Origin of the sequence: Streptococcus gwangjuense, from assembly GCF_003627155.1 — a bacterium.
GTDB lineage: Bacteria > Bacillota > Bacilli > Lactobacillales > Streptococcaceae > Streptococcus > Streptococcus gwangjuensis.
Genome location: NZ_CP032621.1, coordinates 519,147 through 535,576, shown reverse-complemented (window position 1 = coordinate 535,576; position 16,430 = coordinate 519,147). Strand labels below are relative to the sequence as shown.

Genomic DNA, 16,430 nt, shown 5'->3' with positions numbered 1-16,430 from the left:
GGTTTTATTTCTCTTGTTAAAATAAAAGGATTAAGGAGGTGCATTTCCTTAATCCGAGAGTTCTTATTCTTGACGTTGTCCGAAATCTGCAATCATCTGCTCCATTTCTTGTCGACTCGGAGTTGTCAGCATATAAAGGTAATCTCCTTGAAGTTCCGCAAAGGCTGCTGGCATGATTTTTTTAACCTTGAACTGATGGCTGTATTTGGCAAGCAAGTCCTCCTCAGAATAAACATAGTGAGCATTTGCACGACGGGATGTAGCTAAACAAAACTGAGGTTCAAAGTCTGACGCTGGGAACTCTTCTCCTGCTACAATAGCAGCATATCCACGATAGAGGTCCAAGGAATGAGCAAAGTTATAAACATCAATAGTGAAACCACCTGCAGGGCGGTTATTGTACTCAATGGCGATGTAATCATCCCCTTCACGGAAGAACTCAATATGGAAGAACCGTTCTTTCATACCAAATTCCTTGACAATCGCTTCACCATACTTGCGAAGTTTAGGATCCATGTCCTTAAGAACATAGTAGGAATTGTCCATCTTGTAAATCATAAGATCCAGAGGTGTATAGGCGTAATCAAAGGTTGTTGAGAAGACAATTTTACCATCCTTGTCCACAAGACCATCAAAGGTACAAATTTCGCTAGAGGTGACAAATTTCTCAAAGAAATAAACAGTTGAATGATCCCACTCAGTCTTGAAGTGATTGATATCGTCTTCTGTCTCAAGCTTAAAGGTTGCGGCTGCTCCCACTCCATTATCAGGTTTGGCAATCATTGGAAGACCGATTTCATTCACAGCTTGATCAACATCTGCTTCCGTCTTGATAACAGCTCCAGGGACCACAGGAACACCTGCTTTTTTGAAAAGCTTCTTCATTTCAGACTTAAATTTCGTCTTTTTGAGATCCTCTGGTTTGGCACCAAAGACATTGAATTGTTCTCTGAGTGTTGCATCCAGCTCAAGCCAGTATTCATTGTGGGATTCAATACGGTCAATCGGGCCATGTTTATAAAAGAGAAAAGCAACTGCACGTTTGACTTCGTCTATGTTCTCAAGATTGTCAACACGGAAATACTCGGTTAGGCTATTGCGTAAAGGTTCATCCAATTGCTCGTATGGTTCTTGACCGATTCCCAAGACTGTGATGCCTTTATTAGCTAGCTCAATTGTAAACTGTTGAAAATTTTGCGGATAGTAGGGAGAAATAACAAGGTAATTCATAGATAACTCCTTTTATAAATAGAGATTGCCAAGGAAATAAGGCATTTGTTTGCGCCACCATTCCCAGTCATGGGCAACATCGTGTCCCCATTCAGCAAACCAGGCTGGAATTTGTTTCTGGTCAAAGGCTTCTTTGAGCTTGTAGAAGGATGGCAAGCCATCTTGTTCCCAGGCACCAAGACCCGTACACAGCACAATCTCCGCCTGACGATAACGATCAATAAACCAGCCGTCGTTCTGGTTCCAGATATAATCTACTGGCGAGTTTTGGTAAATAGCATCGTCATTGTAGTAATCGCCGACAAAGAAACGTGCGTCGTAAACACCACTAAGAGCTATCACCTTGGTAAAGACATCTGGATGCTGAAGGAAGAAATTGAGTGCATGGTAGGCGCCCATGGAGCAACCTGTCGTCATCATACCATCAAACCAACCTGTCTTATGCTTGATAAAAGGAATGGCCTCCTCAATCACATAGCGCTCATAGGCACGATGCATCTCTGCTTGGTCGTGACCGTTTTTCCAAGTGGCTAACCAGCTCTCACTGTCAACACTGGATAGGGTAAAGAACTGGACACGGCCTTCCTCGATAAAAGAAGCACAGGCATCAATCATGCCAAAATCATAGTATTCGTTGTGACTACCACCTGATGAAGCAAAAACCACAACTGGAATCCCAGCATGTCCATAACGATTAAGGTACATTTCACGGTTAAGATTGCCACTCCAGTGGCTAAGATGTTCAATATGCATGGGCTTTCTCCTTTCTTACTTTACCATTTTTCTGCAAAAAATCTCAGACAGTCTGGTAAATTCTCCGACCATGGAATCTCACTATGTATGGCACCAGACTGAACTTTCAAGACAAGATTATCTAAGTGTACCCCACCTGCTATCAAATCATGGTAATACCGAAGAGACGAATCGATGTAGGCTTGTTTGATATTACCAGCCATCAGGGTCTTGTCCGTATCATCTGCTTCTTCTGTTCCAACATAGATGAAGATACGCTGGTCAGGCGATAGTTTCTGGCGCTCGATATAGCGATTAAAGGCTTCTTGATGGAGCCAGTTAGCAGATGAAAAGACCCCGAGACATCCAATTTGATCTTGGTATTCCAAACCGATAAACTGGGTAATATTACCGCCTAGTGAGGAGCCAATCATAGCCGTATGCTGGCGGTCAGCTTTGGTACGGTAGGTCTCATCGATAAAAGGTTTGACCACCTCCATGACAAACTCGGCATACTCCACACCCTTACCACCAAACTGCTGCCCTGGGATAGGAGATTCTTGGAACTTCCAAGCCGCATACTCATTCATCCGCCCCATACCATCATTGTCAATGGCAACGACAATCATGCGACTGATGTCAGGATTACGCTTAATAGCTGGGATAATCTTCCATGAATGGCCAATGAAGGACTCTTTACTATAAAAAACATTTTGCCCGTCATGAAAGTAAACAACAGGATAGGAACGATCCGTGTCTTTCTCATAATCTTTAGGCAGAAGAACACGTACACGGCGTTCCTTACCTGTATAAGGAACCTTGAGTTTGTGTTCTTTCATTTTTAAATAAAAGTAGGATTGATTCATTGTCAGAAAACTCTCTATATTCAAAATTTTATTTTATTATATCACAATTATAGAAAAAAAGTTAGTTTTGCTTCCATTTTTGGAATTAAAAACTAACTTTTTCATTTATTTTTCTAAATTCTTCTGGATTTTCTGATTAGAGCAAATTATCAATCAAGTCATCCACTTCATCTTTTTCAGCCTGCGGTGTAATCTCAGTAATCATGATTCCAGCCACAGCTCGCTCTACTAATCCTTCAACATCCATACGCGCTTCGTACTGCTCCGCATTCTTAATCTTAGGATTTGTTTTCGGACGATCTGGCGCAAAAATGGTACAACAGTCTTCAAAAGGCTGGATAGAAATTTCAAAGGTGTCAATTTCCTGAGCAATGTCAATAATTTCCAACTTATCCATTGTCACAACTGGACGGATGATGGGAGTGTTGGTAACCGCATTGATAGCCTGCATGCTCTCCAAGGTTTGGCTGGCTACTTGACCTAGGCTTTCCCCATTTATGATAACTAAACCATTTCGTACCTCACGAATACGATCTGTAATCCGCATCATAAAGCGACGAGTTAGAGTCATTAAGTAAGCTTCGGGCGCTTTGGCCTTGATTTCCTCTTGAATCTCTGTAAAAGGAACTTCGATAAACTGGATATTGCCACCAAACTTGGTCAATTTACGGGTCAAATCTTGGGCTTTCTTGAGAGCGCCTGGACTAGTATAAGGTGGGCTGGCAAAGTGAACGGCCTCTATATCCACTCCACGTTTCAAAGCAAGATAACCTGCTACAGGTGAGTCAATCCCTCCTGACAACATGAGCATTCCTTTACCTGAAGTTCCAACTGGCAAACCACCAGCCCCACGAATGGTTTCATAAGAAAGGTAGGCTGCTTCTTCACGTATCTCCACCTGAAGATTGATGTCAGGACTTTTCATTTGAGCTTGCACATTTGGAATGGCTTCGAAAACAGCTCCTCCAAGTGTTTGATTGAGTTCACGACTATCCAACTCAAAGTTGTGGTCGCTACGCTTGCTAGAAATTTTAAAGGTCATGCCATCCTTGTAGATGTCCTGCATAATCTCTTGGACAGCAGACTTCAGAACTTCTACAGATTTTTCAACCTTATAAACAGGGGAAAAGTTTTGAATTCCAAAAACTTGTTTGAGTGATTCTGCTACTGCTATGTAATCAGCTCCATTGAGGTAAGCGTGGGCACGGTCGCGATCTGCCGTTACCTTAACTTGGGGATAGATAGACAAAACGTCTGAAATATTATTGCGAAGTTTATTGATGAAACGCATACGGTTTTTACCCTTGGTTGACAGCTCACCGTAGCGAATCATAATTTCTGAATACTGCATGAATGCTCCTATCTTACTTTTCTAGTTTGATTGTAAATTAATTTTAACTTGGTCAAAAACTGCTCGACCTGACTCATATCATTTTCAAAGTCTAGGCTAAGACGCACAGCTGACTGGGCCTTATCTTTATCCACTCCCATGGCAATCAGGGTTCCGGCTGGTTTCCCTGCCTTGGACGAACAAGCAGAGGTCGTTGAGATGAAAATATCATAGTCTTCAAAGGCGTGAACGATGACTTCACCTCGAACACCCTTGATTCCAAAAGTCAGAATATGAGGGGCAAAGTCTTCCTCATCTGAAAAGACAAAAATATCTGGATAGTTCAGAAGAGCTTGGCGAATAACTGCCTTCATCTGGCCAGTCTTGCTAGTAAAGAAATCTAGCTTCTCCATAGACAAACGGAGGGCCTTGGCTGTCGCAGCAATCCCTGACACATTTTCAGTTGTCGAACGGTAATCACGTTCCTGACCACCACCTGTTAAAAGAGGCGTAATTTTCTTACCAGACTTGATATAGACAAAACCAACACCACGAACTCCGTGGAACTTGTGACCAGAGAAAGTCGCGAAATCCACTCGTTCTGTCAGATACTTTTCAGTCGGAATCTTGGCAAGTGCCTGAACTGCATCAACGTGGAAGGAAATAGTTGGTTTGTCTGCTAACAGTTCTGAAATAGCCTCAATGGGCTGAACAGAGCCGATTTCATTGTTAACTGCCATGATGGAAACGAGGGTCGTATCAGGTCGTATCAAATCTGCTAGTGCCTCAACATCCACAAATCCTTTGTTATCAACTGGAGCAAAATCCACTTCAAAACCTTGAGATTTCAACCAAAGGGCTGACTCTTTGACTGCTGGATGTTCAATGGCTGATACGATGATGTGCTTTCCAAACTGAGCCTTTTCAAAGGCCACACCCTTGATGACCCAGTTATCTCCTTCTGTCCCACCAGAAGTAAAGAAGATTTCCTCACTTTTCTTACCGATTAAATCTGCAATCTGTTGGCGGGAAGCATCTAAGATTCGTGTTGCCTGGTCTCCCAAACGATGGAGACTAGATGGATTTCCTAAAATTTTTGAAGCGACCTGCATATAAGTTTCAAGGGCTTCAGTATAAGGCTTGGTCGTCGCCGAATTATCAAAGTAAATCATGTTTTCTCACGCTTTCTAAAATCACTTCTTCTATTGTATCATGAAACGGAGCTTGCGACAAGAAAGGGCAATTCCTCTTTTTTTAAGATTTTTTTAAAGAAATGCGGTATAATAAATTTTAATTAAAGGAGAGAATGTATGTCTAATTATCGTAGAACTTCAAAACCAAAAACAGAACACATCAAAAAAGGCTTTACGGTCTTTCAAAAAACCGTTGCTACTATCGGTAGTATTCTCGGCTTAATTACCGCAAGTATCACTATCATGAACGCCTTGGATAATAACAAAAATACTAAAAAAGAACCTACGACAAGCCAGACGACAACAATTGTTAAAGAAATTCAAAAGGAATCCCCTCAGGAAAACACTAGTCCTAATAAGGAAAATAACACTTCTCAAGAAAAACCACAACAAGAAGAAACACCAAAATCCAGCGTCAAGGAAGAGAAAAAAGAAGAGCAGAAAGCAGCAACTCAAGACTCTACTACTCCTGCTCCAAGTAAATCTACTACTGAAAATGAAAAACAGTCCAATACTCCAAATTCAGAAAATAATACCAATCAATAGCCAGTAAAATAGCTTCCCTCCAAACTTGGAAAGAAGCTATTTTTTTACTGTTGCAATACTTTTCTTGGTTTGGTACCTTCAGCTGGACCAATGACACCTGCCATTTCGAGTTCTTCCATAAGGCGGGTCGCACGGTTAAATCCAACTGATAAACGACGCTGAATCATGGACGCACTAGCTTTCTGGGTCTCAATGACCAAAGCTTTGGCTTCTTCAAAAAGCGGATCTCCACCAGTTTCACCATCTGAAAATTCACCTTCATTTTCAGAAACCTCACCTGGATCAAAACTCTCATCGTAGTCCGCATCAGCCTGAGCCTTGATGAAGTTTACGATGCGCTCGACATCATCATCCGAGATAAAGGAGCCTTGGAGACGAACTGGATGATTTTCATCAATTGGTTTAAAGAGCATATCTCCTCGTCCAAGCAATTTTTCTGCTCCATTTTCATCCAAAATCGTACGAGAGTCTGTCCCTGACGAAACTGCAAATGCTACACGAGATGGAACATTAGCCTTAATCAATCCAGAGATGACATCAACGGATGGACGCTGGGTTGCAAGAATCATGTGGATACCAGCAGCACGCGCCTTCTGTCCAAGACGGATAATGGCATCTTCTACTTCCTTGCTGGCTACCATCATGAGGTCAGCCAACTCATCCACAATCACAACAATAAGTGGCAGTGGAATCTGCTTGTATTCGGACTGGTCATTAAACTCTTCTACCTTGGCATTAAAGCCTGCAATGTTACGAACTCCCACCTTGGCAAAGAGTTCATAACGGTTTTCCATTTCATCCACAACCTTTTGCAGGGCCTTGCTGGCCTTGCGTGGATTAGTCACAACTGGAATCAAGAGGTGGGGAATATCATTGTAAACAGACAACTCAACCATCTTAGGGTCCACCATCATAAACTTGACCTGGTCGGGTCTTGCTTTCATCAGAATGCTAGCGATAATGCCGTTAACCGCTACTGACTTCCCTGAACCCGTTGAACCTGCAACTAGCAAGTGGGGCATTTTAGAAAGGTCAAAAGCTCTTGCGGTGCCATTAACAGCCTTTCCTAAAGGAATTTCCAAGAGATTTTCTGCTTTTGTTTGAGATTGTTCCCATAGTTCGCGGAAAGATACAGTCGCAATCTCAGAGTTGGGTACTTCGATTCCGACTAGGGATTTCCCTGGGATAGGTGCTTCAATCCGGACATCCTTGGCCGCCAAGGCTAGAGCGAGGTCATCTGCGAGATTGGAGATGCGGTTGACCCTTACACCCACTGCTGGCTTGACTTCATACTTGGTCACTGATGGCCCAATTTCGGCCCGTTCAACTGTTACCTTGATACCGAAGCTAGCAAAGGTTTCTTCTAGGATTTTGATGTTTTCTCGGACGATTTTCTTTTCTTTAGACTGGTCCTTGGGTTTATCTGGGGCAAAGAGTTGTAAGCTTGGAAGTTTGTACTCAAGAGCCTCCTTGGCTGAAAAATCAACTTGTACATCTTCATCATCAAAAACCTCCTCATGTTCAGGGAATTCATGTTCAGCTTGAGGCAGGATGATTTCTGGTTCTACCCACTCTTCTTCCGGAACAGGTGGAACGTCAAGCACAACATCTTCTGTCAAAATTTCACCTGTTTCCATATCAACAGGAGGCATATCGAGTAAGGCTTTTTCAGCCTCTTCTTTTTCTAATCTAGCCTCTTCCTCAGCCTTTTGACGAGCTTTTTCTTCTTGTTTGACAAAGCGTTCCTCTTTTCGACGCTCATGTCCTTCCTGCCATTTAGCAAAGCCTCTACTGAAAAATTCAGCAATATCGTAAACAGACCAAGGGCTGACTAGGAGAGAACCCACTAAAATCAAGATAGAACCAATAAAGTAAGTCCCGATATTGGAGAAGAGAAAGGCGGTTGGCATATAAAGAGCGACCCCAATCAAGCCCCCTCCAGCAAAGCTGGTCGTTCGAAAGCCTGTTAAATCCGTCACAACCTGAGCCATAGTCCCTTTTAGTACCGACTTATCCAAACCATATTTCCAAACTAAGTAGGCCTCAAAAATCAAGAGCAAACCTGCAAATATGGTGAAAAAGCCAGATAAGAGTCCTTCCTGTTTTCGTATCCACTTGAAAAAGAAGAGGTAGAGCAGGATACCAAATATTGCCAGATAAGCTAGGCTCCCCACCAGCAAGCGAATTAAATTGTAGAGGGTTATACCTGCAGCCCCTAATTTGAAGGCTGCGAAAATCAATAAAAGCGCGATTCCCAACGAAATCAACATTCGTTGAATCGCTTCTTTTCTTTCGAGTTCTGCTTTAGACGGTCTCCGTCTTGTTTTACTTGTATTCTTGTTTGCCATTCTTCTATTATACCATATTTCACAGGTATTTCGGAAAGAGAAAAAGACTGCACCAAACGGTCCAATCTCTTCATTTTGTATCTAAGTTTTATTCTTGAGGTTTGCGTAGGTAACCATAGACCACACCACTTACGATTGCTCCTACTAAGACAGAAACGAGGTAAAGAAGGGCATTTGAAGTAAGGGCGATAACGAAGATTCCTCCGTGTGGCGCCATGAGTTTAATACCAGTAAGACCAACGAGTCCACCTGCTACTGCTGAACCAAGGATGAAGCTTGGAATCGCACGAGCTGGGTCAGCTGCACCAAATGGAATCGCTCCCTCAGTGATAAATGACAAGCCCATGATGATGTTTGTCAAACCTGAGTTACGTTCTTCCTTAGTAAATTTATCTTTGAAAAGAAGAGTTGCGACAAAGATGGCAAGTGGTGGCACCATTCCTCCAGCCATAACCGCTGCCATGGCTACGGAACCACCTGAAGAAACAGTCGCTGCAAGCGTACCTGTACCAAAGACATAGGCTGCTTTGTTAACTGGTCCACCCATATCGACAGCCATCATTCCTCCAAGAACAATTCCGAGAAGAACAGCTGATCCTCCTCCAAGACCACAAAGGAAGTCATTCATAGCAGTGTTGATTGCCGCCATTGGAATGTTAACTGCCAGCATAACAAATCCTGTCAAAATAGTTCCAAGAAGTGGCAAGATGAGAATTGATTTAGCACCTTCAAGTGAACGAGGAACTTTAACGTATTTCTTGATAGCAAGAACCAAGGCACCTGCTATAAATCCACCAACAAGGGCACCTAGGAAACCAGATGAGACACCTGCAAGAGTTGAAGTTGCTTCACCACCTGCAGCATAAGGGATTTTACCAAAGGCAAAACCTTCTTTGGCAATAGCACCAGCCACGAAACCTGCTACCAAACCTGGTTTTTCAGCAATAGAGTAGGCAACATAACCTGCAAAAACTGGAAGCATCAAACCAAAGGCAGCGCCACCGATTTTCATGAACATAGAAGCTAGTTCGTGGTAAGAACCAAGGTTGCCAAGGTTTTCATTCGGAACACCCAAAGCACCGTCAATCAAGAAGGCAAGGGCAATCATGATACCACCGCCAATAACGAATGGCAACATTTGAGATACACCACTCATCAAGTGTTTGTAGAAGGCACCACCAAGGCTTTGTTTTTCGTTAGAGGCTGTTGCAGCTTTTGCACCATTAGCGGCACGATAGACTTCAGCATCTCCTGAAAGAGCCAAGTTAATTAACTCTTCTGTCTTACGGATACCGTCAGCAACTGGACGATTGATCAATGGTTTTCCATCAAATCGATCCATTTCAACGGCCTTGTCTGCTGCAATGATAACAGCTTTAGCCTTGCGGATATCTTCTGCAGTTAGTTGATTTCCAACACCGCTAGCACCGTTGGTTTCGACCTTGATACCAACCCCCATTTCTGCAGCCACTTTTTGAAGAGCTTCTTGAGCCATGTAAGTGTGGGCAATACCTGTCGTACAAGCTGTAACAGCCACGATAAAGTCACCAGAATCATTAGCAGGTGCTTGAACAGGCTCCTCAGCTTTTTCTGAAGCTTGGTTAAAAAGTTCGATAACTTGGTCAGCTGATGTTGCTTGGCGAAGTTTGTCTGCAAAACCGTCTTTCATCAAGTATTGAGACAATTCTGCCAAGGCTGCCAAGTGGGTATCATTGGCACCTTCTGGAGCTGCAATCATAAAGAAGAGGTCAGTTGCTTGTCCATCCAAGCTCTCATAGTCAACACCCTTGTTTGACTTAGCAAAGAGAACAGTCGCTTCTTTGACAGCAGCATTTTTGCTGTGAGGCATTGCGATTCCGTCACCCAGACCAGTAGAAGTCAAAGCTTCACGCGCCAAAATGCCTTCTTTAAAGGTTTCAAAATCTGTTACATAACCGTGGTCTGTCAAACTTTTAATCATCTCTTCGATGACAGCAGTTTTTTCAGTTGCCTGCAAATCCAGCAACATGACATCTTTTCTCAATAGGTCTTGAATTTTCATCTTTTTTCTACCTCAACTTTTTCATATGTTTCTTTAATAAATTCTGCCGTTGCCAAGTCATCTGAGAAGGTAGTTGCCGTTCCGCAAGCCACTCCCCATTTGAAAGCTTCTACCGCGTCTTTTGATTTAACAAATTCACCTGTGAATCCGGCTACCATAGAATCACCAGCTCCAACTGAATTTTTCACAGTTCCCTTGATTGGTTTAGCAAAGTAAGCTCCCTCAGATGTTACCAGAAGGGCACCATCACCAGCCATAGAGATAATGACATTTTGAGCACCTTTAGCTAGTAACTCACGAGCATATTTCTCAATTTGGTCCAAACTGTCTAGTTTAACCCCAAAAATCGCTCCAAGTTCATGATTGTTTGGTTTGACCAAAAGTGGCTGGTAGTCCAAACTATCAATCAAGGTCTGTCCTTCAAAGTCACAAACAACTTGAGCACCAGTCTGGCGTGTCAAGGCAATCAAATCCTTGTAGATGACATTGCCTAGGTTTTTAGTACTCGAACCCGCAAATACAACCGTATCATCTGCTGTCAGACTAGATAAAATAGCTTTCAATTCTTCTAACTGGGCTGGTTCAACAGTTGGACCCGTTCCGTTGATTTCTGTTTCTTGGTCCGCTTTAATCTTAACATTGATACGCGTATCTTCAGCCACTTGGACAAAACGTGTCTCGATTTCTTCCTCTGCTAAAGTATCTGTGATAAATTGACCAGTAAAGCCACCGATAAATCCAGTTGCTGTATTTGGAATATTCAAGCGTTTCAAGACACGACTGACATTAATTCCTTTCCCACCAGCAAACTTATCATCACTATCCATTCGATTGACACTACCGACTTGGACTTGATCCAAACGCACGATATAGTCTATGGATGGATTGAGTGTGACTGTATAAATCATACTTCTATTACCTCCGTTTTCTCCTTAATAGCCTGCAAGAGCTCATGCCCTTGACTTGTGATAACAATTGCTCGTTTGAGTGGTGCTACCTTGGCAAAACAAGTGTGTCCAATTTTTGACGAATCCACCAAGACATAAGTCTGTTTAGCATTCTCCAAAATAGCTCGCTTCACAGCTCCCTCCTCCATATCAGGAGTCGTATAATAGCCATCGTCCACACCATTCATCCCGATAAAGGCACGGTCAAAGTGTAATTGGTTAATCTGGTTAAGAGCAACGCCCCCGATACTAGCATCCGTCGCCGTCTTGACACTTCCTCCAACCATGACAGTCGGAATCTGCTTTTCAACCAACTGAGCTGCATGGTGAATGGAGTTGGTCACGACTGTAACATTCTTATTGACCAATTCATGAATCAAAAAGGCTGTCGTTGTTCCAGCATCTATAAAGATGACATCTTGTTCCTTGATGAGAGAGGCTGCCTTCTGAGCAAGCAACTTCTTCTCTTGAAGGTTTTTGACAGATTTTTCTTGAATGGTTTCTTCTTCCTGCAAGGAGTGGGGTAATTCTGCTCCACCATGCACACGACGAAGCTTGTTTTCCGCCTCCAACTCATCCAAGTCTCTTCTAACCGTTGATTCTGACGTTTCTAGCAAACTAACTAATTTTTCTAGAGAAACTACGTGATGTTGATTTAACTCCTCTAAAATCAGTTGTTTCCGCTCTGTTTTTAACACCGAACCACCTCCTGTTATCGTTTACACTATTCATTCTATCACACTTTCTTTCAAAGTCAATCGTTTTTTATCATTTTCTTTCAAATTCTGTCATTTTTCTTATTTCCAGAATTTTTATTGCAAGATAAGAGCCTTTATGGTAGACTATTTGAGTAAGTATTGGAAGATTACTCAAGAGGCTTAAGAGGCCGTGTTGGAAACGCGGTAGGCGTGTAACAGCGTGCGTGGGTTCGAATCCCATGTCTTCCGTGGAAAAGAAAAATTATTTTTTGGATATGACAAAAATGTTGTATCCTTTTTTGTTTCCTTTTTTAATAATAGGGTCTGCTTTAGGGGCTGTTTGTGACTCCTTTTGTGACTCCCTTTTTCGCAAAAGAATACCAAGGAATACCAAAGACAAAAATAAAAAACGTTGATTTAACAACGTTTTACCAAGGAATGCAAAAGAATGCAAAGGAATAATGGAGCCGGTGGGAGTCGAACCCACGTCCAAACACCTGCCAACATATTTGTCTACAACCATAGGTTATGTATTATTTTAACAGTCCCTCGACACATAACTCAAGCCTAGAAACTGCGAGTCTATTAATCTCTTATCAAGCCGCTAGACAAGACTCAATCGTATCTCGCTAATAATAAGACCTGTCATTGAACACGAGCAATCCAAATCGGGTCACGCCTGCTGGTTTTTAGGCAGCTAGAGCGTAAGAAGTGTTATTTTTTGCAGTTATATTTAACTGAGCGTTTACGTCGCCACACGAGTCGCAAAATATGCCTCATAATGCCTGTCGAATCCGTAACGACCCCAAAAGACAATAAAACCATTATACCTCATCTAACTCAAAAATGCAAAAAGGAAAGCAATGAACTAGAAAAGACAGTCTTTCAAGGATTTTGTCAAAACCTGATAACCAGCAACACTGAGATGCAGCCCATCAGTTGTATATTCTTTTTTGAGTTGACCTGCTTGGTCTGTCAAACTATCAAAAACTGGCACAAATTCTACCAGCATGTAGACAGAAGCAAGCTCTTGATAGGCTTGATTCCATTTCTGAATTTTTTCATTCGTACGGATATAGACCGTCTGCTTGTACTCCTCTCCCTCATTGACTGGCAAAATGGAAAGTAATTTAATCTCAGTCAAAGGATAATCGCGAGCAATGGATTGTATGATAACTTCGAGATTATTGAGTGCCTCATTCACAGGAACATCTTTTCCAATATCATTTGTCCCAATCAGAAGAACAATTTTATCCACCGCTCCACCGTACAGATGGGCATCTAGATTTTCTAATAACAGCCCTGTCTGATAACCTCGAATGCCTCGATTGACAATCGTCTTTGAAGTCCCAAACAACTCCTGCAGAGGATAATATTCGACAATGGAATCCCCAATAAAAAGAATGTCTGGTTCTACAACAGAAACCTGATTTAAGTGACGGTACTTGGTTTGGATTTTGCCTTGTTCCTTTAGTAACCAATTTTCTAATAACTGTACTGCCACTTCATTCTCCTTTTTCTAACCAGTTTTCCAAGACTTGATAAACTCCTCCTTGGCTGTTGGCTGGTGCTAGAGCAGTCGCCACAGCTTTGGCCTTGTCATCAGCATTTTCCATCGCATAGGCAATTCCAGCCATTTCAAGCATTTCAACATCATTTTCACTGTCACCAAAAGCCATGATTTGTTGGGGGTTCAAGTCCCAGCGCTTAAGTAATTCTTCCAAGCCCCATGCTTTATGAATTCCAGCTTGGAGGATATCAATGCAACCATAGCCACTAGATACAGCCCGAACACGGCCATCAAAGAGGTCATTGATTTCTTCCAATACCAAATTCAAACGTTCCTCACCAACAACCATACTCATTTTGAGCACCCCACCAAAGAGGTCAGATGTTAATTCATCCACAAACTGCATCCGTTGGTAGAATTTTTCAATCATTTCTGGAGTCATAAAACTTTCAAGGTCTGTAAAAATCGTACCTTCCTTGACGAAACCACCCTTCATCCCCGTTACAACAAATTGGTCCTGACACGCTCGACCCTCGAAATGAGCCAAGGCCTTATCGACAATGGCATCATCCCAAGTCTGAGCCTGAATCAGTTCATTATTTTCAAAAATACGAGCACCATTGGCAACAACTAGAACCACTCGATCGACCAAGTGCTCCAGTAGTTGCCTCATGCGGTGAATTTCATTCCCAGTCGCAATGACAAAACGAATACCCCTTTGATCCAACTGATCTAAAATCTTTTCCAAACGTGGGAGATCAAGCTGGCCTCTAGCATCCAGCAAGGTCCCATCCATATCTGTCGCAATTACCTTAATCGTCATTTACTTTCCTCTGGATTTAAGCTAGTCCCACTTCAATCCTACATGTTCGTTCATTTCTTTATAGGCTGTATCAATTCGTTCCTTAGTCGCTTCATCTAACTGGTCACGATGACTACCACCCTCGATAAAATCTTCTAATATATAAGTTTGGTAATGATATAGAGGATATCCTTCTGGTGAAAAAGTTCCTTTTGGTGTTCGATTGACCCAAGTAGGATGAGCTTTAGCTGTTTCAATAGTTGTTTTTCCACCTTTTTTCTTGACAGTTACATCCATAAGAACACCACGCTCAGTCCACTTCGCATTGTCTACACCAGTCATTGTTTCAATACGTTGGTTAGAGATAAAGTTTCCCATAGAATAGATGATAAGTTTTTTCTCTCCATCTTTTTCAACAGTCTCTGATGGTTCAACTACGTGTGGATGGCCTCCAAAGATAATATCCGCTCCCCATTCAATCATCTTGTGGTACAAAGCCTTTTGCTCTTCAGTCGGTTCTATGCGATACTCAACCCCCATCTGAGGCATGATAACAGTAATGTCCGCTTCCTTCTCTGCACGCTCAATTTCAGCCTTCATCTTATCTTCATTTAGATCTGAAAGATAGCGATTATAATCTTCTTGAGAAATACTTTGCTCAATTCCATTAAATCCATAAGAATAAGCCAAAAGTGCAACCTTGATACCGTTCACTTCCTTGATAACGAGCGGAGCTTGATCACGTGACTCGTGCGTATAAACTCCAATAGGTGTCATTCCTGCCTTTTCAATTGCATCCGCCGTTGAAATAACTCCTTCAATTTGAGAATCTAAAACATGATTATGGGCTAAATCTAAAACATGATACCCAGTATCTTTAATAGCATCCATTACTTGACTAGGAGCATTAAATAAAGGATACCCCGCTAAATAATGATCTTTATTAATAGTTCCTTCAAAATCACCTATTGCCAAATCAGCCTGTTTTAGCCAAGGTTTAACATACTCAAAATTCTCATGAAAATCATAGCCGCCATCTTCCTTTTTAGCTGACATATAGATAATATCATGGTAAAGTAAATCTCCATGAGCCATAATTCTAGCAGTTTTTTCTTCCTGATCTTTAGATTTTTGATTTGTCTTATTTGCTTCTTTAGAAATAGTATCCTTTTTTTGACTGGTCAAAGGAATTCCTTGGAAACTTTCAAACAACAAGACCAAGCCCATTGATAAGGCAACAGCTAGCAAAAGCACCGTAACAAATCCCTTATTGCTCCACTTACGGTAACGTCTAAAAAAGCTGACCAAACCTTTCACAAAGCGAAAAACTGGTCCACGTTTATGTCTATCTTGTCTTCTTTGCATCTCCATTCTCCCTACTTTCTAATGCAAGCCTTTTCTTTTTATTATATCACAGATAAGTAATTCTTTCACAATTGAATCGAACCTAGTAGGCATTTTCTATAAAAGCTCGATGCCGTAATGCTTTCAATCCTTGTCATTTTGTGATATCATGTAGAAGTAATGAAAGGAGAGAAAATGTCTGCTATAGAACGTATTACAAAAGCTGCTCACTTAATTGATATGAACGATATTATCCGCGAAGGGAATCCGACTCTACGCGCGATTGCTGAGGAAGTTACTTTTCCCTTGTCTGACCAGGAAATCATCCTTGGTGAAAAGATGATGCAATTCCTCAAACATTCCCAAGATCCTGTCATGGCTGAAAAGATGGGGTTACGCGGTGGTGTTGGACTGGCTGCTCCTCAATTAGATATCTCAAAACGCATTATCGCTGTTTTGGTACCAAATATTGTTGAAGAAGGCGAAACTCCTCAGGAAGCCTACGACCTGCAAGCCATTATGTATAATCCAAAAATCGTCTCTCACTCTGTTCAAGACGCTGCTCTTGGCGAAGGAGAAGGTTGCCTCTCTGTTGACCGCAACGTGCCTGGCTATGTTGTTCGCCATGCCCGCGTTACTGTTGACTACTTTGACAAGGATGGAGAAAAACACCGTATCAAGCTCAAAGGCTACAACTCCATCGTTGTTCAGCATGAAATTGACCACATCAACGGAATCATGTTTTACGATCGTATCAATGAAAAAGACCCATTTGAAGTTAAAGATGGTTTGCTGATTCTGGAATAAAAAAATCCCGTTGCAAGACGGGGTTTTGTGTTATAA

Annotated in this window: 14 protein-coding genes, 1 tRNA gene and 1 other RNA gene; 3 read left to right on the top strand and 13 right to left on the bottom strand. The window is 42.0% G+C overall.

Annotation, left to right across the window (positions count from 1 at the left end):
• Positions 1-63 precede the first annotated feature (63 nt).
• The 5 genes from D7D53_RS02590 to D7D53_RS02570 form a co-directional block, all read right to left on the bottom strand.
• On the bottom strand, positions 64-1,230 hold the full coding sequence (locus D7D53_RS02590) for an ATP-grasp domain-containing protein (RefSeq protein ID WP_120770028.1): 1,167 nt from the start codon (positions 1,228-1,230) through the stop codon (positions 64-66).
• 12 nt (positions 1,231-1,242) lie between these two features.
• The gene (locus tag D7D53_RS02585; RefSeq protein WP_033683867.1) at positions 1,243-1,983 is read right to left on the bottom strand and encodes an esterase family protein; all 741 of its coding nucleotides are present in this window, start codon (positions 1,981-1,983) and stop codon (positions 1,243-1,245) included.
• A 20-nt stretch (positions 1,984-2,003) separates the two neighbouring features.
• Positions 2,004-2,828 carry an alpha/beta hydrolase gene (locus tag D7D53_RS02580; RefSeq protein WP_120770027.1) on the bottom strand — a complete coding sequence of 275 codons (825 nt, stop codon included), beginning with the start codon at positions 2,826-2,828 and terminating at the stop codon, positions 2,004-2,006.
• A 136-nt stretch (positions 2,829-2,964) separates the two neighbouring features.
• Positions 2,965-4,179, bottom strand: coding sequence for a tRNA uracil 4-sulfurtransferase ThiI (thiI, locus tag D7D53_RS02575; protein ID WP_120770026.1), 1,215 nt, complete (start codon positions 4,177-4,179; stop codon positions 2,965-2,967).
• Positions 4,180-4,187: 8 nt separating this feature from the next.
• Positions 4,188-5,330, bottom strand: a complete 1,143-nt coding sequence (locus D7D53_RS02570; protein ID WP_120770025.1) for a cysteine desulfurase family protein — start codon at positions 5,328-5,330, stop codon at positions 4,188-4,190.
• Positions 5,331-5,468: 138 nt separating this feature from the next.
• Here D7D53_RS02570 and D7D53_RS02565 point away from each other — a divergent pair, with 138 nt between their 5' ends.
• Positions 5,469-5,897 carry a DUF6556 family protein gene (locus D7D53_RS02565; RefSeq protein WP_120770024.1) on the top strand — a complete coding sequence of 143 codons (429 nt, stop codon included), beginning with the start codon at positions 5,469-5,471 and terminating at the stop codon, positions 5,895-5,897.
• A 44-nt stretch (positions 5,898-5,941) separates the two neighbouring features.
• Here D7D53_RS02565 and D7D53_RS02560 read toward each other — a convergent pair whose 3' ends face one another.
• The 4 genes from D7D53_RS02560 to D7D53_RS02545 all read right to left on the bottom strand — a co-directional run bounded on the left by D7D53_RS02560 (position 5,942) and on the right by D7D53_RS02545 (position 11,931).
• A complete protein-coding gene (locus D7D53_RS02560) occupies positions 5,942-8,245 on the bottom strand; it encodes a DNA translocase FtsK (RefSeq protein ID WP_120770023.1) in 2,304 nt (767 codons plus the stop codon).
• Positions 8,246-8,333: 88 nt separating this feature from the next.
• Positions 8,334-10,286: a fructose-specific PTS transporter subunit EIIC gene (locus tag D7D53_RS02555; RefSeq protein WP_120770022.1), complete on the bottom strand. Its 1,953-nt coding sequence runs from the start codon at positions 10,284-10,286 to the stop codon at positions 8,334-8,336.
• A complete protein-coding gene (gene pfkB, locus D7D53_RS02550; RefSeq protein WP_120770021.1) occupies positions 10,283-11,194 on the bottom strand; it encodes a 1-phosphofructokinase in 912 nt (303 codons plus the stop codon). The genes D7D53_RS02555 and pfkB overlap by 4 nt, the downstream gene beginning before the upstream one ends.
• A complete protein-coding gene (locus D7D53_RS02545; RefSeq protein WP_120770020.1) occupies positions 11,191-11,931 on the bottom strand; it encodes a DeoR/GlpR family DNA-binding transcription regulator in 741 nt (246 codons plus the stop codon). The genes pfkB and D7D53_RS02545 overlap by 4 nt, the downstream gene beginning before the upstream one ends.
• A 161-nt stretch (positions 11,932-12,092) precedes the next feature.
• Here D7D53_RS02545 and D7D53_RS02540 point away from each other — a divergent pair.
• Positions 12,093-12,180 (top strand) — tRNA-Ser (locus D7D53_RS02540).
• 210 nt (positions 12,181-12,390) lie between these two features.
• Here the strand turns inward: D7D53_RS02540 and ssrA are convergent.
• The 4 genes from ssrA to D7D53_RS02520 all read right to left on the bottom strand — a co-directional run bounded on the left by ssrA (position 12,391) and on the right by D7D53_RS02520 (position 15,608).
• Positions 12,391-12,738, bottom strand: a transfer-messenger RNA (tmRNA) gene (gene ssrA / locus D7D53_RS02535).
• 61 nt (positions 12,739-12,799) lie between these two features.
• The gene (locus D7D53_RS02530; protein ID WP_120770019.1) at positions 12,800-13,435 is read right to left on the bottom strand and encodes an SGNH/GDSL hydrolase family protein; all 636 of its coding nucleotides are present in this window, start codon (positions 13,433-13,435) and stop codon (positions 12,800-12,802) included.
• 1 nt (position 13,436) lies between these two features.
• A complete protein-coding gene (locus tag D7D53_RS02525; RefSeq protein ID WP_120770018.1) occupies positions 13,437-14,264 on the bottom strand; it encodes an HAD family hydrolase in 828 nt (275 codons plus the stop codon).
• A 21-nt stretch (positions 14,265-14,285) separates the two neighbouring features.
• Positions 14,286-15,608: a CapA family protein gene (locus D7D53_RS02520; RefSeq protein ID WP_120770017.1), complete on the bottom strand. Its 1,323-nt coding sequence runs from the start codon at positions 15,606-15,608 to the stop codon at positions 14,286-14,288.
• A 174-nt stretch (positions 15,609-15,782) separates the two neighbouring features.
• On the opposite strand from D7D53_RS02520, the gene def reads away from it, so the two are divergent.
• Positions 15,783-16,394 carry a peptide deformylase gene (gene def / locus D7D53_RS02515; protein ID WP_120770016.1) on the top strand — a complete coding sequence of 204 codons (612 nt, stop codon included), beginning with the start codon at positions 15,783-15,785 and terminating at the stop codon, positions 16,392-16,394.
• Positions 16,395-16,430 lie beyond the last annotated feature (36 nt).